This window comes from Flammeovirga sp. EKP202, assembly GCF_014534745.1.
In the GTDB taxonomy this organism is placed as follows: Bacteria; Bacteroidota; Bacteroidia; order Cytophagales; family Flammeovirgaceae; genus Flammeovirga.
Genome location: NZ_JACVVP010000011.1, coordinates 1 through 19,451 on the forward strand (window position 1 = coordinate 1; position 19,451 = coordinate 19,451).

Below are 19,451 nucleotides of genomic sequence, written 5' to 3' on the forward strand. Positions count from 1 at the left end.
AGCATCTCAAAACGATGAAGTTTTGATCGAGTTATCCTTTCAATAGGCGAAAGGAATGGAATTTAGCTTTTGACTTCTAAGCCTTGAATTTTTTGCTTCTTTTTGTTTCAAGACAAAATGAAGAGGAAAGAAGTTTGAAAGTAAACTCTATGAAGTCTTGTATATATATATATATATCAATTGAAAGTTGACGAAAATTTGGTTTACAGTGTATTTTGATATCATGTTATTAATTATCGTTAGAAACTTTTACAAAGTGAATTTACAGTGAGGTATTTATAACGGTATTTTAAGTTTGATGATCCCTAACATATAACACGTAAGAATACATCTATCTTTCTCTATTCACCCATTACACTACGGTATTCACAATTAATTTACCATTAATGCATCCATGATTCACATTTCATAAAATTACCATTAACAACATTAGGGGGTATTTGAAGATACAGGAGTGGTAAATATAAAATCACTCTTATTCTGTACTATTGAAGTAGGAGTGAGAAACACATGAAATAGGTGGTATTTGATGGGTAAAATAACGGAATACCCCCTGTTTTAGTTCCTTTTTATCACATGCTTAATATACCACCCTATTTTTGAAAAGAATGTTACTAAACCCCATTCACATATACTTTAGTTTTGTAAAACGTTAAAGCATTCTTGTTTCCGATTTATTTTTTAACCCCAAGAGTGTGGTTACGTGTTGACAATATTAGAAGACCGAAGCATTTATAATAACATGAAATTAATTAAAGCCATTTCGCTCTGTGCTTTACTGGCGTACACATCCTGTGATGTCGTAAACAGAAAGAGTGAGGTAAATATTCAAAAGGAAGAAAAATTTGAAGAGGATTGGGAGTCCCTCTCAAAAGCGAACATAGCTCCCGATTGGTTTAAAGATGCAAAGTTTGGGATTTATACCCACTGGGGACCTGTATCAGGTGCTTTTGTAAACATGAGACCTAAACAACATTTGGCAGGGTGGCATGGTATGCTGATGTATGGAAAGAATGGCGTTCCAAACTGGCGAACAGGTCAACTTCCAAAAAGAAAAAATGGAACAGTAAATGATAATCCTACTGGAAATTATAAGCATCATACCGCTCAATTTGGAGACCCAAGTGAAGTAGGCTATAAACATTTGATAGAAAACTTTGAGCCAACAGGTTTTGATGCAAAAGAATGGGCGGATTTGTTTGAGAAGTCAGGAGCAAAGTTTGCAGGGCCAGTGGCTATGCATCATGATAACTTTGCAATGTGGGATAGTAAAGCGACCCGATGGAACTCGGTGAATTATGGTGGAAAGGATATTTCAAAAGAATTAAAAAAGGAAATTGAAGGCAGAGGAATGAAATATATCGCGTCATTTCATCATGCTTTTACATGGAAGTATTTTGCTCCGGCACACGTCAATGGCAATGTAGATCCAAAAGATTATGACCTTTATACGGAGCCTCATGGGTATGATAGTAATAGGCCATCTGAAAAATTTCATCAGGAATGGTGGGCTAAGCTAAAAGAATATATCGACAACTATCAACCGGACATCCTTTGGTTTGACTGGTGGTTAGAAAATATGGATGAGGAGTACCGTAAGAAGTTCTTAGCTTATTATTACAATAAAGGCAAAGAATGGGACAAAGATGTTGTTGTGCTTTTTAAAGAAACAACTTTCCCTGAATCTACCGCAGTTAGAGACTATGAAAGAGGACGTCCGAATAAGCCTACCAATGCTACTTGGATTACAGATACTTCTCCTGGTACATGGTTTTATCGTTCAAATGCAAAGTTTGTCTCTACAAACGAATTAGTAGATATCTTAATCGATATCGTTTCTAAAAATGGTAGTATGCTATTGAACGTTCCTCCAAATCCTGATGGTACTATTCCACCAGAAATGAAAAAACTTCTAGTGGAAATGGGAGAATGGTTAAAAGTAAATGGTGAGGCGATTTATGCAACTCGACCATGGAATGTATTTGGTGAAGGTCCCACTCGTTTACCAGCAGGTGGACACAAAATAGAGCGTAAGAAGATTATTTATACTGAAAATGACATTCGTTTTACAAAAAAATCAGACTATGCTTTTTATGCCATTGTAATGGATACTCCAGATGAAGATATATCAATTTCAACATTAGGGACTCACTTGGGAGTTTTGAATAAAGATATTGAGAAGATAACGTTATTAGGTAGTGAAGAAGAGTTGAAATGGGAAAGAACAGAAAAAGGGTTGATCATAAAGAAACCGAAATATTTCCCATCTCTTTATGCACATGCCTTCAAAATAGAGTGTAAAGGTTTAAAACAAACAGGCTTAGGCGGCGAATTAGAGCAAACTTTATAGACAGGTTAAATATTTAGAAGATTAACAGAAGAGTACTATTTCGGAATTTGTTTTTCGGCTTAGTACTCCAATACAAGTCAATTTAAAATAGTTGGTCTAAAATAGTATAGTGTGACTACTTGTTTTGACAAAGAGCATGTTTGAGAATCATTTTTCAAACATGCTTTTCTTTTTATGGCATGAATGTTAAGCGTAAACCTCATTTGTGTCCTACAGATCATCAGAAATCTCCTGCTTTATAAAAACCATAAATTTCCGAATTCCAGTTTATTATGTAGTGATTTGTAAACTAAATTTACGTTAATTAATACAACTTCTTTTATGAAGGATTAATGGTAGTATATTGTGGTTCGCGAGGACGTTATAATGCAACGTCCCTACAGCACTGCATTTTAGAAGATTTTGATAAAACCTCTGTCTTTTGACATGTAATCAGATAATTATTTAGTAGTATCTTCCTCGGCCTTGACTTCTAAGCCTAGATTTTTTGCTTCGTTTTTCATCAATGGAAAAATGAAGAAGAAGGAAGCTTGAAAGTTGATCCTGTAAATGCTTGTAGAAAGATGGGCTGAAAGTTGACGATAATTTAGTTTACAATGTGGTAGTTGTACTCACAAAAAATAATTTTATATTGGAGTTCTTTTCTATTTAAACACTAACTTCCATTAATAAAAGAATGAATATCGAACTTCGAGAACTCCAACATCATGATATACAGGATCTAATTCATTATTGGACTAAATCTGACCCCGACTATTTAAAAAGTTTGGGTGTTGATCTTCAGAAACTTCCACCCGAAGAAGGTTTTAAAGGAATGCTGGAACAACAAATACAATTACCTTATTCAGAAAAGCAGAATTACGCATTAATCGTGATTTTTGAAGGTGTTTCAATAGGGCATGTCAATATCAACGAAATTCAGTTTGGTGACACAGCTAAAATGCATTTGCACCTTTGGAAAGATGAATCAAGAAGAGGTGGAATTGGGGAGCGAATGATCCAATTGGCATTACCATTATTTTTTGAGAAATTTGAACTTAAAAAACTAATTTGTGAACCTTTCGCAGAAAATGTAGCACCAAACAAGACTTTAAAAAAAGTTGGTTTTAAATTTATCAAAAGGTATACTACTGTGCCAGGTTCTATTAATTTTGAACAAGAAGTGAACCAATGGGAATTTTCAATAGAGGGTTAAAAACTATTGGACTTTAATAATTCGTAAATAATAATTAAAAACTGACTATGAAAACTTTTCACATTGAATCTGAACGTTTGTTATTAAGAGAGTTAAGAGAAGAAGATGTAGAAGGTATGTTTGCCTTAGACTCAAATCCTAATGTTGTAAAATTTATTGGTATACCACCATTAACGGATAAAGCAAAATCATTAGAATACATTTATAATATCCAACAGCAATACGAGGAGAAGGGGATTGGTCGTTGGGCATGTATTCTTAAAGAAACCAATGAGTTTATAGGGTGGGCAGGTCTAAAAATCGAAGAAGTATTAAGTGAATTTGGTCCATATCATGACTTAGGGTATCGATTAAGAGAAGAATTTTGGGGTAAAGGTTATGCTACAGAAGCAGCAAAAATAAGTCTTGATTATGCCTTTGAAGTATTGGGTTGGAACGATGTAGAAGCATGTGCTGATTTTGATAATGAAGGCTCCAATCATGTATTGAGAAAAATAGGAATGAGGCATACAAGAGATTCAATGTATGAAGGAATGCCATTGCATTGGTATAAGATTACAAAGCTGGAATGGATGCAAAAAAGTAGTATTGGATAGAGATATGATTACTACTAACAACTTTTCTAAAATAAGAAAAACTCTAATGATTATTCCATTTTGTGTTTTGAGTTGAAATTCATACTAGAGCATAAAATATAAAACACACAAGCTTAGATCTTGAAAAAGGTAAACTTGTGTGTTTTATATTTGATGTTATAATCAATGAGAAGTGATCTTAAACATACTCAATATAAGGTTTAGGACTTCTTTTTTTCCAATTTTCCTTTTGAAGCATGGGTTCTCCACCATAATCAGTAGCTGGTTTTCCAACACACATATAACCCAAACTTTGCCAAGTTTCAGGAACATCAAATAACCCTTCAAACTTCTCATAATCCATAATGGAAACCCATCCAGCACCATAACCTTGTTCCGTTAGAGAAAGCCATAAGTTTTGTACTGCACAAGCACAACTCCATTCCAGAGTACTACTATTGCCAATAGTCCCGATCGTAAAACCTTCTAACATACTGTGATCACAAAAGAGAGCAATTCCCAAAGGTGTTTCTTCGATGGCTTCTAATTTTAAAGCACTATAGAGCTTGCTTTGTCTTTCATTATTGATACCTAACTTTGCTCTTTTATTTGAATCATCAAACAATGCTTTAATATCTTTTTTCTTCTGCTGAGATTTTACAATTAAAAAACGCCAAGGTTCTGTTAACCCAACCGAAGGTGCAGCATGAGCAGCATCCAATGCTTTTAAAAGTACTTCCTCAGGTACTTCGTCTTTTGTAAAATGTCTAGTATCTCGTCTTTTATGTATACAGTCGTATAAATCCATTATGCTCAGTAATATTTTAGTTTTAATAACCTAACTTCTAAAATATTGAAGAATCTTATAAAAACGAAGTTATAGTTGCTATATATTGTACTTTAGTAGATAACCGCTAACTGTTTAAATCCTTTAAAAATAGACTTACGACTTAACAGTATAACATTAGGTTCATATTTTAACGATTGTAAAGTCACCTAATTTGAATCAGTTACCTTTTACTTTTTGAACTTTTAACTTTAACAATCCAAACTTAACGTTACAATGTATTTTGTGTTATAAGAATGGTATTTTTTATTCCTTAATATTCTCCTAAACATCATATCATGTCTGCTCACTTATTTTGCAGTGTTAAAAACAAAACCAGTTATTTACTACACTACACGATGACGAGAACAGTTACTTTATTATCTCTACTACTCATACTACCTTTTTTTGCACATGCCGGTGGAATTAAGGGTGAAGTAAAAGGAAGTGATGGCGAGCCATTAATTGGAGCTGTTATTTCAGTAGAGCCGGCTAACAAACAAACGGTTGTTGGTATGGACGGTACTTATAGAATCAATGATCTTCCTGAAGGAGATTATACCATAAACGTAAAATATATTGGCTACAAGGACTTAAAAAGAGAAGTTCATATTGGAGCTTCAGGATGGCATACTGCTGATTTAGTATTAGATGTAGATGCAATCCAACTGGATGAAGCAGTGGTCTACGGTACTAAAGAAAGAAAAACAGCAGAAAGTGCTCGTGCCACAGAAAGAGTTTCATCCAAAGTGATGACAGTAGTTTCAGCACAAGATATTGAACTGTCACCTGACTTAAACGTTGCCAATGTGGTACAAAGAATATCGGGTGTATCTTTAGAAAGAAATAACTCTGGTGACGGTCAGTTTGCCATTGTAAGAGGTATGGACAAGAGGTACAACTATACGTTAGTAAATGGTGTGAAAATCCCTTCACCTGATAATAAAAACCGTTATGTACCGTTAGATTTATTCCCTTCGGATCTGTTAGACCGTTTGGAAGTCACTAAAGCTCTGACACCTGATATGGAAGGAGATGCAGTAGGTGGTGTGATTAACATGGAAATGAAAGACGCACCCGAATCTTATAGTGGTCAGTTAAATTTATCGGTAGGAAATAACTCATTATTTGGAGGTGGTAATCCATTTATGACTTGGAATCATGGAGGTAATATGAATACACCACCAAGTTGGAGGGGAATCAACAATGCTATACCTAGTGATTTTAATACAAACCATTTACTGAATCAGTATAAAAACTTTGTGCCTGATATTGTGGCAGGTTTGTCTATCGGTAACCGATTTATGAATGATAAATTGGGTGTGATGCTGGCAGGTAGTTATCAACAAACCGCAAGAGGATCTGAAAGTACTTGGTTCAATGGTGGAATGCACTCAGATGGAAATACAACATTGGATAATATGGAGGATAGAGATTACTATCAACTTCAGAAAAGAATGGGATTACATGCTAAACTGGACTATAGAATTAATAATAATCACTCTATCCAATGGTATAATGCATTTGTAAATCTTCGTAACGATCAGGTAAGAGATGTAACTAGAACAAGAACATGGGGTAGTTATGACCCTATCAATGGTAATGCTGGAGAAATGAGTTATGTGACACGTTACAGGTCAACGATCCAACAAATTTTCAACTCTACATTAAAAGGTCAGCACCAATTGAAAGATTGGATGAAAGCAGATTGGTCCACAGTATATTCTAAAGCGAGTAATAACGTGCCAGATAATACTAAATTTACTCGATCAGGAAGTATGACCAATTGGGTGGAAGAACCAGAAAGAATAGCAGCAAGATCTTCACTAACAAGAAGATGGGATTATAATGATGATCAAGATATCGCTTTGTATGCCAATTTTATTTTTACTCCTGAAATCAGTTTTATTTATGATACAGAGTTTAAGGTGGGTGGTTTACTAAGAAATAAAAACCGTACAAATGATTTTGAAGAATATCGTTTTAATGCAGGAAATAGAGCACTTGTGAAAGGTGAAGACTGGAACGATATTACGGATGTGGACTGGATTATTGAAAACCCTAATGGTGTGAACTTCTCTCCGAACAAATACAATTCACACGAAAATATTAGGGCAGCATATGCTCAGTTCAAGTTTGATTTCAACAATAAATTAGAAGTGACAGGTGGTGTACGAATGGAACATACAGATATTGGGTACTTCTTACCACAACCTACCTATGAGTTGGAGGATAATGAATTGGATAAGATGAGTCAAACGTACGTTGATTTCTTACCGAGTATTCACTTTAAGTATAAAATCACTCCAAAGTCTAATCTAAGGTCTTCTTACTTTAAATCAGTGATTCGTCCAGGATTTTCGGAGTTTGTGCCTGTCCAAGATGGTGATACAGAAGATGATTGGACAGAAATGGGTAATCCATTTATTGAAAGAACAATTGGTCATAACTTAGATTTACGTTATGAGATTTTCCCAAAAGGTATGGATAAATTTATGATTGGAGCGTTTTATAAACAACTTATCAATCCAATTGAATATTCATTAAACCGCCCGGCAGGTCATATTATGCCTGATAACTTTGGTACGGCCGAAAACATGGGTATTGAGATTGATGTGGTGAAATACTTCAATAAGTTTGGTGTCAGTGCTAATTATACTTATACCCATTCTAAAATTGTATCTGAAAAAGCCTATTATGAAAGAGAGGATCCAGATGATGATAATTCAGATATTGTAATTCGATCTACCGATGAAGTACGTCCATTACAAGGACAGGCGGCACATATTGCCAACCTTTCGTTATTGTACAAAAACCCAGAAGCAGGACTAGATGTACAGCTAGCAACGGTTTACACTGGAGATAGAATTCATAGCTTATCGGTATTCTATGGTAATGATATGTGGCAGCGAGGTTTTATTCAAATGGACTTATCAGTGGAGAAAAGGATTTCACCTAAAACATTGATTTATTTAAAAGCTTACAACTTGTTGGACAATGCCTATGAGGTAGAAATCAGACAACCAGTGAATGATGCTCAAGCTCATTTTCCTAAACAAGGTGATCCAGGAGATAATGTATTAGTCCGTCAGGATTTTTACAGAAGACAGTTCCTAGTAGGATTAAAATATAATTTCTAAATAAAAGACATTCCACTTTTTAAAACAGGAGTGGATACTATTAAACTTTCAAAACTAAAACCATGAAAAAAGTTTTTATCTACAGATTATTAGCATTTTTATTGCTAGCAACACCAGTTATTTTTTCAACTTCTTGTTCTAAAGAGGATGTAACAGTAGGTGATGATGACAGAGAGCCTATTGATCCAGATGCGGGAAGACCTGAAGGTTCTATCAGCATTGGAGGTAGAATGAGTGATGACTTAACGTTGGAAAGCGGTGAGGAATACTGGTTAGCAGAAAACTTAATTATTGAAGAAGGTGCTACTTTAAATGTAGAAGAAGGTGTAACTGTTTGGGTAAGCCCATACATGAATCCTGAAATTGTAATACACGGTAAAATGTATGCTTGGGGTACTGAAACTCAGCCTATCCTTTTCACTTTATCAGAAGCACAACCAGGTTATTTTGATTATGGTCGTGTAAACTGGGGTGGTATCAATGGTGGTCAAGTTCCTACTGGAGAAACACGCCCAGATCAAGAAATCGGTATGACTTACGTAACGGTTCAGTATGCAGGTGGCCCTATGAATGAAAATTCTGAAGCAGTTCGTGTTGGTAAATTAGAGCCAGGTGAGCTTGGTTATTCTATTTTCTTCAACAACAACCAAGGACAGTTATATATGGAACACTGTACAGTTGAACACTCTGGTGGTGATGCGATTTATGTAGAAAGAGGTAAAATTGCTTTATTCCACAACACTGTAGCCTATGCGGGTACAACGGAAGATGAAGCATTTAACTTCAAGCAAGGTACTATTGGTGATTGTGCATTTAACTTAATGTACTCAGCAGCAACAAATGGTATTAAAATCAACAACTCTAAGCCAATTGAATCTGATCAACAGACAAACGTAAACATGTACAACAACACTATGGCGTACTGTGGCTGGAGAAGAGATGGAGAAAGAGGTGGATCTATCAATATCGAAAAAGATGCAAGAGGTCGTATCTTAAACAACTTAATTGTTAACTCTAAGTTTGGTACTAAAGTAGACCCTACAACTGATATTGTAGGTACTAATACGCTAGTGAAAGGAAACTATTACTTTGGTCATGTAGAAAATAATCATGAAAATGGTAATGGGTATTTACCTCATCATGGTATCCAACCTTATGATGATGCTAATGACGACACTTCAGTTGGTCATACTACATTCTGGACAGTATTCAACGGTTCTTGTAACTTCTTCACAACTCCAGGTGTAAATGAGTGGACTGATGAGTTAGAAGATCCTCAATTTGTAGCTTTCATTGATCAATTACCTAATCCTGAAGGAGATACAGCGAAAGAAATCAACTACAAAGATCTTGATTTCAGATTAAAAGCAGAATCTCCAGGTATTGATTTTGGTACTGACGACATGGAGTTATTGTCACCTCAAGTTGTAGAAACAGTAGGTGATGTTACTATCACAAGACCTGATTTATCAGCTACAGTTGGAGCATTCGGATCGAACTAATTCCCTAGGCTATTATTATATATTGTTTTACCCAAGTTGCTTTTACAAGTGACTTGGGTTTTCTCTTTTCAATCAATTAAATATTCAGAAAATCAATCTGTTAGTATTATGTGAATTCTAAAAGTTCATAATGTTATGAATGTGAATTGATGGTAAACATTTTGATTTGTACAAAATTTATTTTTTTGAAGATCACATTTTTAATTAACTTAAGATAAGCCTAGCTTTTCTATTTATTATTAAAGTTAGTTATGAAGCAAATATACTTTTGCCTAATATTTATATCCTTTCACCAAAAGGGTAGCAGTTACAATCAAATTTATGTGTAATTCATATTGATTTTAATGCAATGAAAAATAAGATAATAATTTCTCCAATTGCTTTTTTAAGTCTGCTTTTGATCTTGTTTGGTTCGCACATGTTGTACAACAATTTGGAAGAGATCAACATCTTACAACAGGGTGATGTAATTCAGAATTCCTTACAAGAAGCATCAACTACCACTACTACTTCGGTGATTGAAAACCCGTCTTTTGGCGTGAATAAGCTGAACTTGGCTTATATGGGCGTAGTGATTTCAGTTACTTACTTGCTATCAGGAATTTTACTTTTTTTCAACAAAGAGAGCTTCTTTAATCCTATTAAGGTGATCCTTATAATTAGTATTCTATTTTCTACATTCCAGACCTTTTTCAATTTGTCTTTTTCGTCCAATCTTTTGTTTCATACCTTAGTGTCAGAAAATATTGCTAGCATTATCATTGATATGATGATTTTGGTATTCTTTATTATTGAGGTTTTAAAAGAAGATAAAGAAGAGAAAAGCAATGATTTGAAAAGCCTATTTGGGTTTTAAAATATCCCATTGAACAATTAGATCGACTTGTTCATCATCAAAAATGACACGTTCAAATAAAAAAATTGTAGACTTCTAAAGGGTCATCTACCTTTGAAGTATGAAAAGCAAAATAATCAAATATGGAAAATCGGTCCTTATTGGTTCAACAATAACGGGACTGTTCTCAGTGATAATGATGTCTGTTGGTATTATTATTACACCAATTACGGAAACAGAAGAATTTACTGTAGCACTGCTATTTTGGTCTCTACTAGTGTCATTTATTACCCATCATCTCTCTTATCTCAAAAAGAAAATACCAGTACTTTTGAAGTTGGCAGCCGCATTGTTATTTCTCATTTTCATCACACTTTATGATGAAGCAGCCGAAATCCCTGAAAACCCAGTTACAATAGTATTGGTTGTTATCCTTTTTAATTGGATCGTCTACACCATGACTTCAAAGTTCTACAAAAAATATTATAAATATTTTTGGGGCTTTTTTATTTCCGTTTTGCTTTTCAGTTATGTATTTCATGAACATGTGGATAGTGCAGAACAATATGAAACGGTAATTTCCCTAACCGTACTCACTATCCCCGTGCTATTTTCACTTTGGGTATATGAACAGTGGAAATGGATCAAATCATTAAAAAGCGAAAAGTCCAGAGCAGAATTACAGCTTTTGAAAAGTCAGATTAATCCACATTTCTTTTTTAATACCCTCAATAACCTTTATGGATTGACCGTTGAAAAGTCAGATCAAGCCCCAGAAGTCGTTTTAAAGTTGGGTGATATGATGCGTTATACGATTTACGAAGGACGTGAAGAAAAGGTAAGTATTCAGAATGAAATTAAATATTTAGAAAATTATATTGAATTACATAAAATAAGGTATCAGAAAAATGTTCAGATCCATTTTATCAATTCTGTGATATCTGATTATAAAATTGCACCTTTACTTTATATTATTCTTTTAGAAAACGCCTTTAAACATGGAGTTGAAACATTGGTGGAGAACGCATATATTTTTATTGAGATAGAAGAAGAAGGAACCCAAGTGATTTTTTCAATCGAAAATAATTATGATAAAGCACTGATTGATCATAGAGTAGGTATTGGTATTGAAAACCTTCAAAAAAGGTTAGAGTTAATTTACCCAAATTGTCATAACTTAGAAATCAGTAGTTCAATAGATACCTATAAAGCAACTTTGATAATTGATTTAGTATGAGATATTTAATTATTGATGATGAACCTATTGCCCATCGAATCATAGAGGGGTATTGCCATAAAATACCATATTTAGAGAAAGTTGGGAACGCATATGATGCTTTCGAAGCCATGGAGTTTTTCCATACTAAAGAAATAGATCTTTTATTTTTGGATATCAATATGCCTAAGATGACAGGTTTTGATATGTTGAGGTCGTTACCTGTTCCTCCCAAAGTGATTGTTACTTCGGCGTATCAAGAATTTGCCCTTGAAGGTTTTGAACTGAATGTGGTAGATTACCTTTTAAAACCCTTCAGTTTCAGTAGATTTATGACAGCTCTTCATAAAATTGCTCCTCAAACCAATACACCCGATACGGATCGTTTTTTTGTGAAAGTTGACAAACAACTAAAAGCAATCAATAAAAAAGAGGTTTTATTTTTAGAAGCTTATGGTAATTATGTAAAACTTCATTTTGCCAATGAATATATTGTTTGTCATCAAAAATTATCCTATTTCGAAGAACTTCTATCAGAAAAAGATGACTTTATAAGAGTCCACAAATCCTTCTTAGTGAATAACTATAGCATTGATGTTGTGGAGGGTAATAGAATCAAAATTGAGGAAAAAGAAGTACCCATTGGCCAAAAATATAAGAGTCTAGTTTACGAGAAGTTGAACTTATAATTACGAATACTATATTACAACTAACGATTCATTTATGTTAATTATTGACTATTAGAACGTTATATTGAATTTTCAATACGTTGACATTTGTTTTTTCATTGAAATCATTTTATAATTGCTGTTGATGATTACTAGTTTTACTGTCATTTTGTGAATGATAGACTACTAAAGCACTTATAATTAACTTAAACTTTTTGACACAGTAACTATTACTATCGAAGCTATACTATTATTTTTTATTTCTTAAAATGCTTCCAATCAATAGACTTACTGCTAATGTTACTCTAAATTAAAATGAAAAAACTAATCGTTCTTTTTGTACTGTGGGTTTTTGTAAGCCCATTGTATGCCTTGTCTATTAGTAACCTTTTTTCCAGCAACATGGTATTGCAACACAATACTACTGTAACCCTATGGGGATGGAGTAAAAAAGGTGAAAAAGTCTCTGTTCATCCTTCTTGGGGGCTTGCTCATACGGCAATTGTCGATGAGAATAACAACTGGAAGGTACAAATCCCAACACCTCAAGGGGGGTACAAGGCACATACGATCACTATTTCCAATGAAAAAGAGGAAATAAAATTGACAAATGTTGTACTTGGCGAGGTTTGGTTAGCCGTAGGGCAATCCAATATTACAGCTACTTTTAATGAGTATGTCAATAAGCCAAAGTCGGTCTTCGAAAAGTCTTCTTATCCTAATGTAAGAATGATGACTGTACAACAAAAAAATAAAGGGTATATCCATGAAGATATTCAAGGGAAATGGGAGGCATGTACCAAAGAAAACTTGGAACACTGGAGTGAATTGGGGTATTACTTTGCTTCTGAATTGAATCAGAAATTATATGTACCTGTAGGTATAGTCGTGCAAAATTGGGGAGATGAACCCATTGATAGTTGGCATGAAGAATCATTTCTAGAGCAGGAATTGGCTTCTATTGAGCATATTAACGAAGGTGTTGAGAAACAGCCTTTCAGCTTTCATCATGAAGACATTGCACATCATGCATTAATGTATCAGTATAGAGATTACAAATTTGCAGGAATTCTTTGGTCACATGGTAAAGACCAACCTAATAAAAAAGGAGATTACAAAAAACAGATGACAACGTTGATCAATCATATGCATCAACAATTTGGGAAAATTCCCTTTTATTACGTCCAAATAGCTCCTTATAAGTACAAAAAAATGACACATGGAGCAATGATTCGTGATCATCAGAGACAATTGTTACACATTGATAAAACGGCAATGGTGGTTACCAGTGACCTAGGTGATATTTACAATTTACATTCAAAAATAAAAGATGAAATTGGAGTGAGGCTTTCTAAAGTTGCATTAAAAAAGCATTATAATGTATTGAAAGATGAATTAGTGGAGTCACCAAAATTGGAAAAAGTCATCAAAGACGGGAAACGCTTGTATGTCTATTTTAAGTATAGCAAAGGTTTACATTTTGAAGAAGGAGACCAAGGTGATTTTGAAGTAAGCGGAGAAGATAGGGAATACCATATTGTAAAGGCAAAAGTACAAGATGATATCGTTGTTTTAGAGCTTGGTAAGATAAAGAAACCGGAGTATGTGAGATTTGGATGGAATAGCCGTGCTGTACCTCTTTTGATTAATGAATCGGGCTTACCAGCTTCATGTTTTTCTAAACAGAAGATTATTGATATAAAAGATAAAGCAATGTAAGCCTATTGCTTCTCTCTTTCAATTAAAACGTTTTTTAAATAACCTTATTAAGATATCCATTCTTGATAAGGTTATTTTTATCTTAGCACTTTGTAAATTCAATTTTCGAATATTTATGGTGTTTAGAAATCAGGAGATTTCTGATGATCTGTAGGGCACGAATGACGCTCTCGCTTAACATTCGCGCCAGTTGATTTACTACACTTTTCGTTTAGTAGTTCTAACCCTGGCCTTGAAGGGAAAAGCGTTAATAATTTCATGTATTGAGCCGTTAAAAATGATTTTCTTGTTTGAGCTTTAGCGAGTTTAAAATCATTTAGGCGAAAGAAATGGAATTTAGCTTTTGCGTTCAAAGCCTTGAATTTTTTGCTTCGTTTTTGTTTCAAGACAAAAATGAAGAAGAAGGAAGCTTGAAAGTAGGTCCTATAAAATCTAGTTGAAATATGTATTAAAAGTTAACGAAACTTGGTTTACAATGTAATATGCCACCTAAATTTACGCACGTATGTGCGTATTATTGTTTAAACTCTTACCTTTGTATTTTATATAAAAATAGAAGGATGAAAGATCTAATAGATCAAAATTTTAAAGAGCACGCCGCTACTTTACCTTCCACTTGTAATATTATGCAAGTACTTCAAGCTGAAGGTTTAAGTTATATTGATAGTGGATTAAAAGTAGATACATTTAATGTAATACATATACATAATGGAGAAGAATTAAAAGAAGAAGGCTTAAAAAAAGCAGTTTCTTTTTATGAAAATAGACTTAGAGAATCATGTATTTGGATTAGTGAACATCAGCTAACTGATAATGTTAAAGCTATTTTTGATCAACTCAATATTAAAAATACGGGTATCAATAAGGGATTTGGAGCTCAAATAGAAGCACTTCAGTCAGGTACTCATGAAAAGATTCGCATTGTTGAAGAAAGACAAGATATCATAGATAATGCATTTGTGATTGCCAATAATTGGAAACCGTTTGATGTTAATGTATTACATTATTATAATCATGTTCATCAAGAAGTTTTACAATGTACACACACTATAATGTTCAATTATTACGAAGGAGAACAAGTTGTAGGAGTGATCGAATTATTTATTTCTCCTTCTAATCCAAAAGTTGCAGGAATTTATAACCTTTCAGTGATGGAAGAGAATAGAAAACAAGGAATTGGAGAGGCACTTGTAAAGCAGTCGATAGACTATGCAAAAAGCAATGGTGTAGCGACAATTGTAACGCAAGCTTCTGAAGATTCTGAAAATATTTTTAGAAGAATAGGTTTTACAGAAGAAAGTAAAGTATTAGAATTCGCTTAAAAAAATAAAAGCATCCTGAAGATCAGGATGCTTTTAGTCGAAAATAATTCCGACTAGTTTTTTTTTATATAGGTGACTAACCTATGATTCTTTACCCATGTGCAATATAATATCTTTTTTTTATTACTTCATAGAAAAAATCTAAAAAATCGCCGTAATATTACATTATATTCAATGCTTCATTAATAATCTTGAAAAAATGATAGAATTTCTTATTTTGTCAATATTAAATATTAAAGGATTTGGTCCTAAATTTCTTTTTAGAAACGAGAAAGCATTACGTAATGCTGAAAAAAAATGTTCCTCAGTTAGAGAGGCAATAACGCTTGTGCTGGAGGAGACCAAAAGAATAAATAAGACTACGCTAGAGGATATTGAAAAAGGTATCACTACTGCCTCGCAAATTTTAGATAATTGTAAGAAATATTCAATTCATCCAATATCATTTTTAAATGATCATTATCCACAAAATGTACTTCAAGTAAGTGAACTTTGGCCGGTACTTTATGTAGCTGGGAATGAACAGATTTTAAATGAATACAGTGTAGGTGTAATCGGAACGAAAAACCCCGATAAACATGGGCAGATTATCAGCCAAAAAATTACAGAATTTAGTGATGAAGAAGAAATAACATTGAATGTAATGCATCAGAAGGGTATTTCTGCCATAGTGAAAGAAACGAAGGATAACTTTCTGATTGAGGTTGTAGCTTCTGGTATTGATCAGGTCTATCTTCCTGATAATGATATTTTTCATTCTGATTCAATCACTGTCGTTTCCCCTTTTCCTCCTGAAGTTACCTATGACGATTATAAATATATTGAAGCTTGTAAAGTATTAGCAAGTCTTTCTAACAGAGTAGTACTTATCCAAGATACAACTTCCGATGATACTCGCTTTGTTTTAAGTTATTTTGCCCGTTCTGAAAAGGTCCTTGGAGTGATAAAACCAATCGATTCTGCGATTAATTATCCTATAAATAGCGGTAATAAACTATTGATCTCTGATGAAAAAGAGGGGCTCATTTCTTATTGTCGAGCGAAAGATGTTCATAAAGATAGTGTCGTTTGCGATATTAAAATAATTACATCAAAAAACGACTATCCACAATTTTTTAAGGAGGAGGAATTGCCTTTTTAAGGAAATTCTAAATAATCCTACATTGTTACCAATAAATTTGGAGTGAATAAAAAGTTCAATTTTTTTTAAGTTGTATTACAAAATAGAGTATATAATAGTAATCTGTACAATTCTAAACACTTCCTAAAAATTAGGATTTCCGAATAGCAAATTTTAAGATTCAGCGTAAGTTTTTTAGTTTTGTTCACTGAATAAATAAAAGTGCGAAGTGATTTTTTGATTTTGCATTTACATCTTCCTTAAAATAAATGAATATTAAACCTTTAATTTTAAATCTCATTTTTTGCATATGCCTTTTATTGGGCTGTCAAAAAGCGGAGAAAACCTCAAATCAAGACCCACTTACTCTTATAGCACAATCTGCTGAACAATGGACAGGAATTGCTGTGAGTAAAAACAATAGAGTATTTGTAAATTATCCAACATGGACGGATAGTATTACCTATTCTGTGGCTGAAATTAAAGATGGAAAAGCTTATCCTTATCCTTCTGAAATGTGGAATACTAAAATCGGTGATTTTTCATTTTATGCGGTTCAGAGTGTAGTTTGTGATAGCAAAAACAGATTATGGGTTTTAGACACTTCCAATAAGCATTTCAAGGGAGTAGTAGATGGAGGTCCTGTTCTGTATGTGTTTGATTTAAGTACAGATGAACTGATTAGATCTTATAATTTCCCTGAGGAGAATTATTTCGAGAACTCTTACTATAATGATGTCAGAATTGATATTGAGAACGAAGTAGCTTATATCACTGACTCAGGCATTGGTGGAATCATTCTTTTAGACTTGAAATCAGGTTCATCAAAACGCTTTCTTACCGGTCACAAAAGTGTACAATCTGAGTTGGATCACTTGATTTGTGATGGTTTAAAATGGGAAAATAGTGTGGCTTCAGATGGAATTGCTTTATCACCTGATTTTAGTGAGTTGTATTTTATTGCACTTACTTCTCATACTTTATATAAGATAAAAACGGCTGTATTGTTAGATGAGAATACTTCTGAGGAAGATGTTCAAAATGCCGTACAAAAAGTAGCAAATATACCTGCCACCGATGGGATGTTATTTGATAGAAAGGGAAATCTCTGGTTAGGAGGTTTAGAAACGAATGGTGTGAACGTTTTGACAAAGGAAGGTAAATTGATTCATTTGTTGAAAGACAAACGTATCCGTTGGGCTGATTCTTTTGCGAAGAACCTAGAAAGAGAAATTTTCTTTACCACTTCTCAAATTCACCTTCCTGAAGAAAAAAGAGGAAAGTACGAAGTGTACAAGGTTTCAATGTCATTGCTCGATGGAATGACCAATTAAATCTTAGTTTTGAAACTAAGATAAGAACTCATAAATTTCTTCAACTCTAGAGTATTTCATGTAAAAATAAAATGATACTTTAGAGTTGAAATGAGTCAATTAGATCAACTCAATTACTCATCAGTAAAAAATTATAAAGCTAATTATGAATTTCTTAACGCCTTTCTTTTCAGAGCCAATTGAGGCTCTTAATTAGCGTTAGGTAGAAAAAATACAGGCATTCTGTTAAACTTTATAATCGTTCGTGCCCTGTAGACCATCTGCAACACCTTGACTTGTAGATACTTTTACTATTCGAAATCCCATTAAAAAGAGTATTGCTTACTATTTTCACTATAACAACCCTTACATTTTTAACATTGATTATATTTGCTCGTTGTGATTTAGAAGCCTAATTTTTTTAAATGCAGTGGCATTAAATACTTATAATTATTAAATCACAGAAATAAATAATAATTTACTTTTCTATCATCTGTAAAATATACTTTATCCTCATGACAATCAGAAAAATAGCGGTTGCTATACTGTTCAGTTTGTTCGCTTCTGTTGCTGTTTTTGCTCAAGAAGAGCTAAGAAGCAAAAGAGAAATAGACAGCTTATTTATTGAAAACTATCAAGACAATAATTTGCCTGCAAAGGTACTTCACGCCGAACCTTTATATATTGATCTCATTAGAGACCTTGGTGCTCGAAAAGGTGAAAAGGAATGGAACGTAGGTATGGAATTGGTAGATAATCTTGACTATGACAAATATGAAGCTTTAGTAGAGTATGAATGGGCACCCATTAACCGTTTAGGTTTTGAGGTAGAATTGCCTTTTACTTTTTATGCTCCGCAAAAAGGAGTGTCTTCGGATTCTATTCCTGCTGATCGTTTAGAAAGTATAAAACTCGCTACGCAGTGGAGTTTCTTTGTGAATGAAAAAATGGCCATGTCTATGGCGTTAGGTTATATTAATGAGATATTGCTCTCTGATTTTCAGCAATTTGGCAATCCATTGGTGAGAGGGAATTTATACAATCCATTTTTTGTTATTGCTAAAAGGTGGGGACGTAATTTTCACTCTTTGATTTATACAGGACCAAAAATTGAACAAGTTTTCAATAGTTCAGAAATAAACACCTCTTTTGAGTTTAACCCCAGTGTGCATTATATGATTCCTGGTACTACTAACTTTATTGGTGTAGAGTTTAACCAGTCTTTTGAGCATCATGATTTTGATATGACCATCAGACCTCAAATGAGAGTTGCTTTATCCGATAATCTGTTGATTGGTATTGTGGCAGGTATTCCAGTGGCTAGAGAAAATGAAAGATTAAGTGCCTTTTGTCGTTTGATATGGGAACCGGGACATTAATATATAGTTGATTATTTTGGCTTAATACTTATCATAACTATTGAGTTTTTTAGAACCACAAATGATATCAACGAAACTACTACTTAGTTGAATATCAGTAGTAAGTATATTGTAAACTAAATTTTCATTAACTAATATAATTACTTTTACAAAGGGAAATGGTAGTGTATTGTGGTTCGCGAGGACGTTGCAATGCAACGTCCCTACAGCACTGCATTTTAGAAGATTATTATAAAACCTTTGTCTTTTGACATGTAATCAGACCATCATTTAGTGGTATCTCCCTTCAAT

General features: G+C 33.6%; 14 protein-coding genes. 13 read left to right on the forward strand and 1 reads right to left on the reverse strand.

Translation table 11 applies throughout. The features are described from left to right. Positions 1 to 742 precede the first annotated feature (742 nt). The 3 genes from IC221_RS08825 to IC221_RS08835 all read left to right on the forward strand — a co-directional run bounded on the left by IC221_RS08825 (position 743) and on the right by IC221_RS08835 (position 4,141). Positions 743 to 2,350 carry an alpha-L-fucosidase gene (locus tag IC221_RS08825; RefSeq protein ID WP_188168618.1) on the forward strand — a complete coding sequence of 536 codons (1,608 nt, stop codon included), beginning with the start codon at positions 743 to 745 and terminating at the stop codon, positions 2,348 to 2,350. 676 nt (positions 2,351 to 3,026) lie between these two features. Next, a complete protein-coding gene (locus IC221_RS08830; RefSeq protein WP_188168619.1) occupies positions 3,027 to 3,545 on the forward strand; it encodes a GNAT family N-acetyltransferase in 519 nt (172 codons plus the stop codon). Positions 3,546 to 3,592: 47 nt separating this feature from the next. Beyond that, the gene (locus IC221_RS08835; protein ID WP_188168620.1) at positions 3,593 to 4,141 is read left to right on the forward strand and encodes a GNAT family N-acetyltransferase; all 549 of its coding nucleotides are present in this window, start codon (positions 3,593 to 3,595) and stop codon (positions 4,139 to 4,141) included. A 178-nt stretch (positions 4,142 to 4,319) separates the two neighbouring features. On the opposite strand, the gene bluB is transcribed toward IC221_RS08835, so the two are convergent. Continuing rightward, positions 4,320 to 4,928, reverse strand: a complete 609-nt coding sequence (gene bluB / locus IC221_RS08840; RefSeq protein ID WP_188168621.1) for a 5,6-dimethylbenzimidazole synthase — start codon at positions 4,926 to 4,928, stop codon at positions 4,320 to 4,322. A 377-nt stretch (positions 4,929 to 5,305) separates the two neighbouring features. Here bluB and IC221_RS08845 point away from each other — a divergent pair, with 377 nt between their 5' ends. From IC221_RS08845 to IC221_RS08890, 10 genes are all read left to right on the forward strand, one after another. Beyond that, positions 5,306 to 8,086 (forward strand): TonB-dependent receptor, encoded by a 2,781-nt coding sequence (locus IC221_RS08845; protein WP_188168622.1) that lies wholly within the window; start codon positions 5,306 to 5,308, stop codon positions 8,084 to 8,086. A gap of 62 nt (positions 8,087 to 8,148) precedes the next feature. Further along, positions 8,149 to 9,588: a hypothetical protein gene (locus IC221_RS08850; RefSeq protein WP_188168623.1), complete on the forward strand. Its 1,440-nt coding sequence runs from the start codon at positions 8,149 to 8,151 to the stop codon at positions 9,586 to 9,588. A gap of 349 nt (positions 9,589 to 9,937) precedes the next feature. Beyond that, positions 9,938 to 10,444: a hypothetical protein gene (locus IC221_RS08855; RefSeq protein WP_188168624.1), complete on the forward strand. Its 507-nt coding sequence runs from the start codon at positions 9,938 to 9,940 to the stop codon at positions 10,442 to 10,444. A gap of 100 nt (positions 10,445 to 10,544) precedes the next feature. After that, a complete protein-coding gene (locus IC221_RS08860) occupies positions 10,545 to 11,660 on the forward strand; it encodes a sensor histidine kinase (protein WP_188168625.1) in 1,116 nt (371 codons plus the stop codon). Further along, a complete protein-coding gene (locus tag IC221_RS08865) occupies positions 11,657 to 12,328 on the forward strand; it encodes a LytTR family DNA-binding domain-containing protein (protein ID WP_188168626.1) in 672 nt (223 codons plus the stop codon). Before IC221_RS08860 ends, IC221_RS08865 begins: the two co-directional genes overlap by 4 nt. Before the next feature lie 294 nt (positions 12,329 to 12,622). Then, positions 12,623 to 14,026: a sialate O-acetylesterase gene (locus IC221_RS08870; RefSeq protein ID WP_188168627.1), complete on the forward strand. Its 1,404-nt coding sequence runs from the start codon at positions 12,623 to 12,625 to the stop codon at positions 14,024 to 14,026. Between the two features lie 560 nt (positions 14,027 to 14,586). Next, positions 14,587 to 15,348, forward strand: a complete 762-nt coding sequence (locus IC221_RS08875) for a GNAT family N-acetyltransferase (RefSeq protein WP_188168628.1) — start codon at positions 14,587 to 14,589, stop codon at positions 15,346 to 15,348. A 199-nt stretch (positions 15,349 to 15,547) separates the two neighbouring features. Continuing rightward, positions 15,548 to 16,489 carry a DNA-processing protein DprA gene (locus IC221_RS08880; RefSeq protein ID WP_188168629.1) on the forward strand — a complete coding sequence of 314 codons (942 nt, stop codon included), beginning with the start codon at positions 15,548 to 15,550 and terminating at the stop codon, positions 16,487 to 16,489. A 299-nt stretch (positions 16,490 to 16,788) separates the two neighbouring features. Further along, a complete protein-coding gene (locus tag IC221_RS08885; protein WP_188168630.1) occupies positions 16,789 to 17,802 on the forward strand; it encodes an L-dopachrome tautomerase-related protein in 1,014 nt (337 codons plus the stop codon). Between the two features lie 494 nt (positions 17,803 to 18,296). Next, the gene (locus IC221_RS08890; RefSeq protein WP_188168631.1) at positions 18,297 to 19,160 is read left to right on the forward strand and encodes an HAEPLYID family protein; all 864 of its coding nucleotides are present in this window, start codon (positions 18,297 to 18,299) and stop codon (positions 19,158 to 19,160) included. The last annotated feature ends 291 nt before the right edge of the window (positions 19,161 to 19,451 follow it).

Bases quoted from the DNA above. Each gene is read 5' to 3' on its own strand.
- IC221_RS08825 (WP_188168618.1), top strand. From the start codon at position 743: ATGAAATTAATTAAAGCCATTTCGCTCTGTGCTTTACTGGCGTACACA.
- IC221_RS08830 (WP_188168619.1), top strand. From the start codon at position 3,027: ATGAATATCGAACTTCGAGAACTCCAACATCATGATATACAGGATCTA.
- IC221_RS08835 (WP_188168620.1), top strand. From the start codon at position 3,593: ATGAAAACTTTTCACATTGAATCTGAACGTTTGTTATTAAGAGAGTTA.
- bluB (WP_188168621.1), bottom strand. From the start codon at position 4,928: ATGGATTTATACGACTGTATACATAAAAGACGAGATACTAGACATTTT.
- IC221_RS08845 (WP_188168622.1), top strand. From the start codon at position 5,306: ATGACGAGAACAGTTACTTTATTATCTCTACTACTCATACTACCTTTT.
- IC221_RS08850 (WP_188168623.1), top strand. From the start codon at position 8,149: ATGAAAAAAGTTTTTATCTACAGATTATTAGCATTTTTATTGCTAGCA.
- IC221_RS08855 (WP_188168624.1), top strand. From the start codon at position 9,938: ATGAAAAATAAGATAATAATTTCTCCAATTGCTTTTTTAAGTCTGCTT.
- IC221_RS08860 (WP_188168625.1), top strand. From the start codon at position 10,545: ATGAAAAGCAAAATAATCAAATATGGAAAATCGGTCCTTATTGGTTCA.
- IC221_RS08865 (WP_188168626.1), top strand. From the start codon at position 11,657: ATGAGATATTTAATTATTGATGATGAACCTATTGCCCATCGAATCATA.
- IC221_RS08870 (WP_188168627.1), top strand. From the start codon at position 12,623: ATGAAAAAACTAATCGTTCTTTTTGTACTGTGGGTTTTTGTAAGCCCA.
- IC221_RS08875 (WP_188168628.1), top strand. From the start codon at position 14,587: ATGAAAGATCTAATAGATCAAAATTTTAAAGAGCACGCCGCTACTTTA.
- IC221_RS08880 (WP_188168629.1), top strand. From the start codon at position 15,548: ATGATAGAATTTCTTATTTTGTCAATATTAAATATTAAAGGATTTGGT.
- IC221_RS08890 (WP_188168631.1), top strand. From the start codon at position 18,297: ATGACAATCAGAAAAATAGCGGTTGCTATACTGTTCAGTTTGTTCGCT.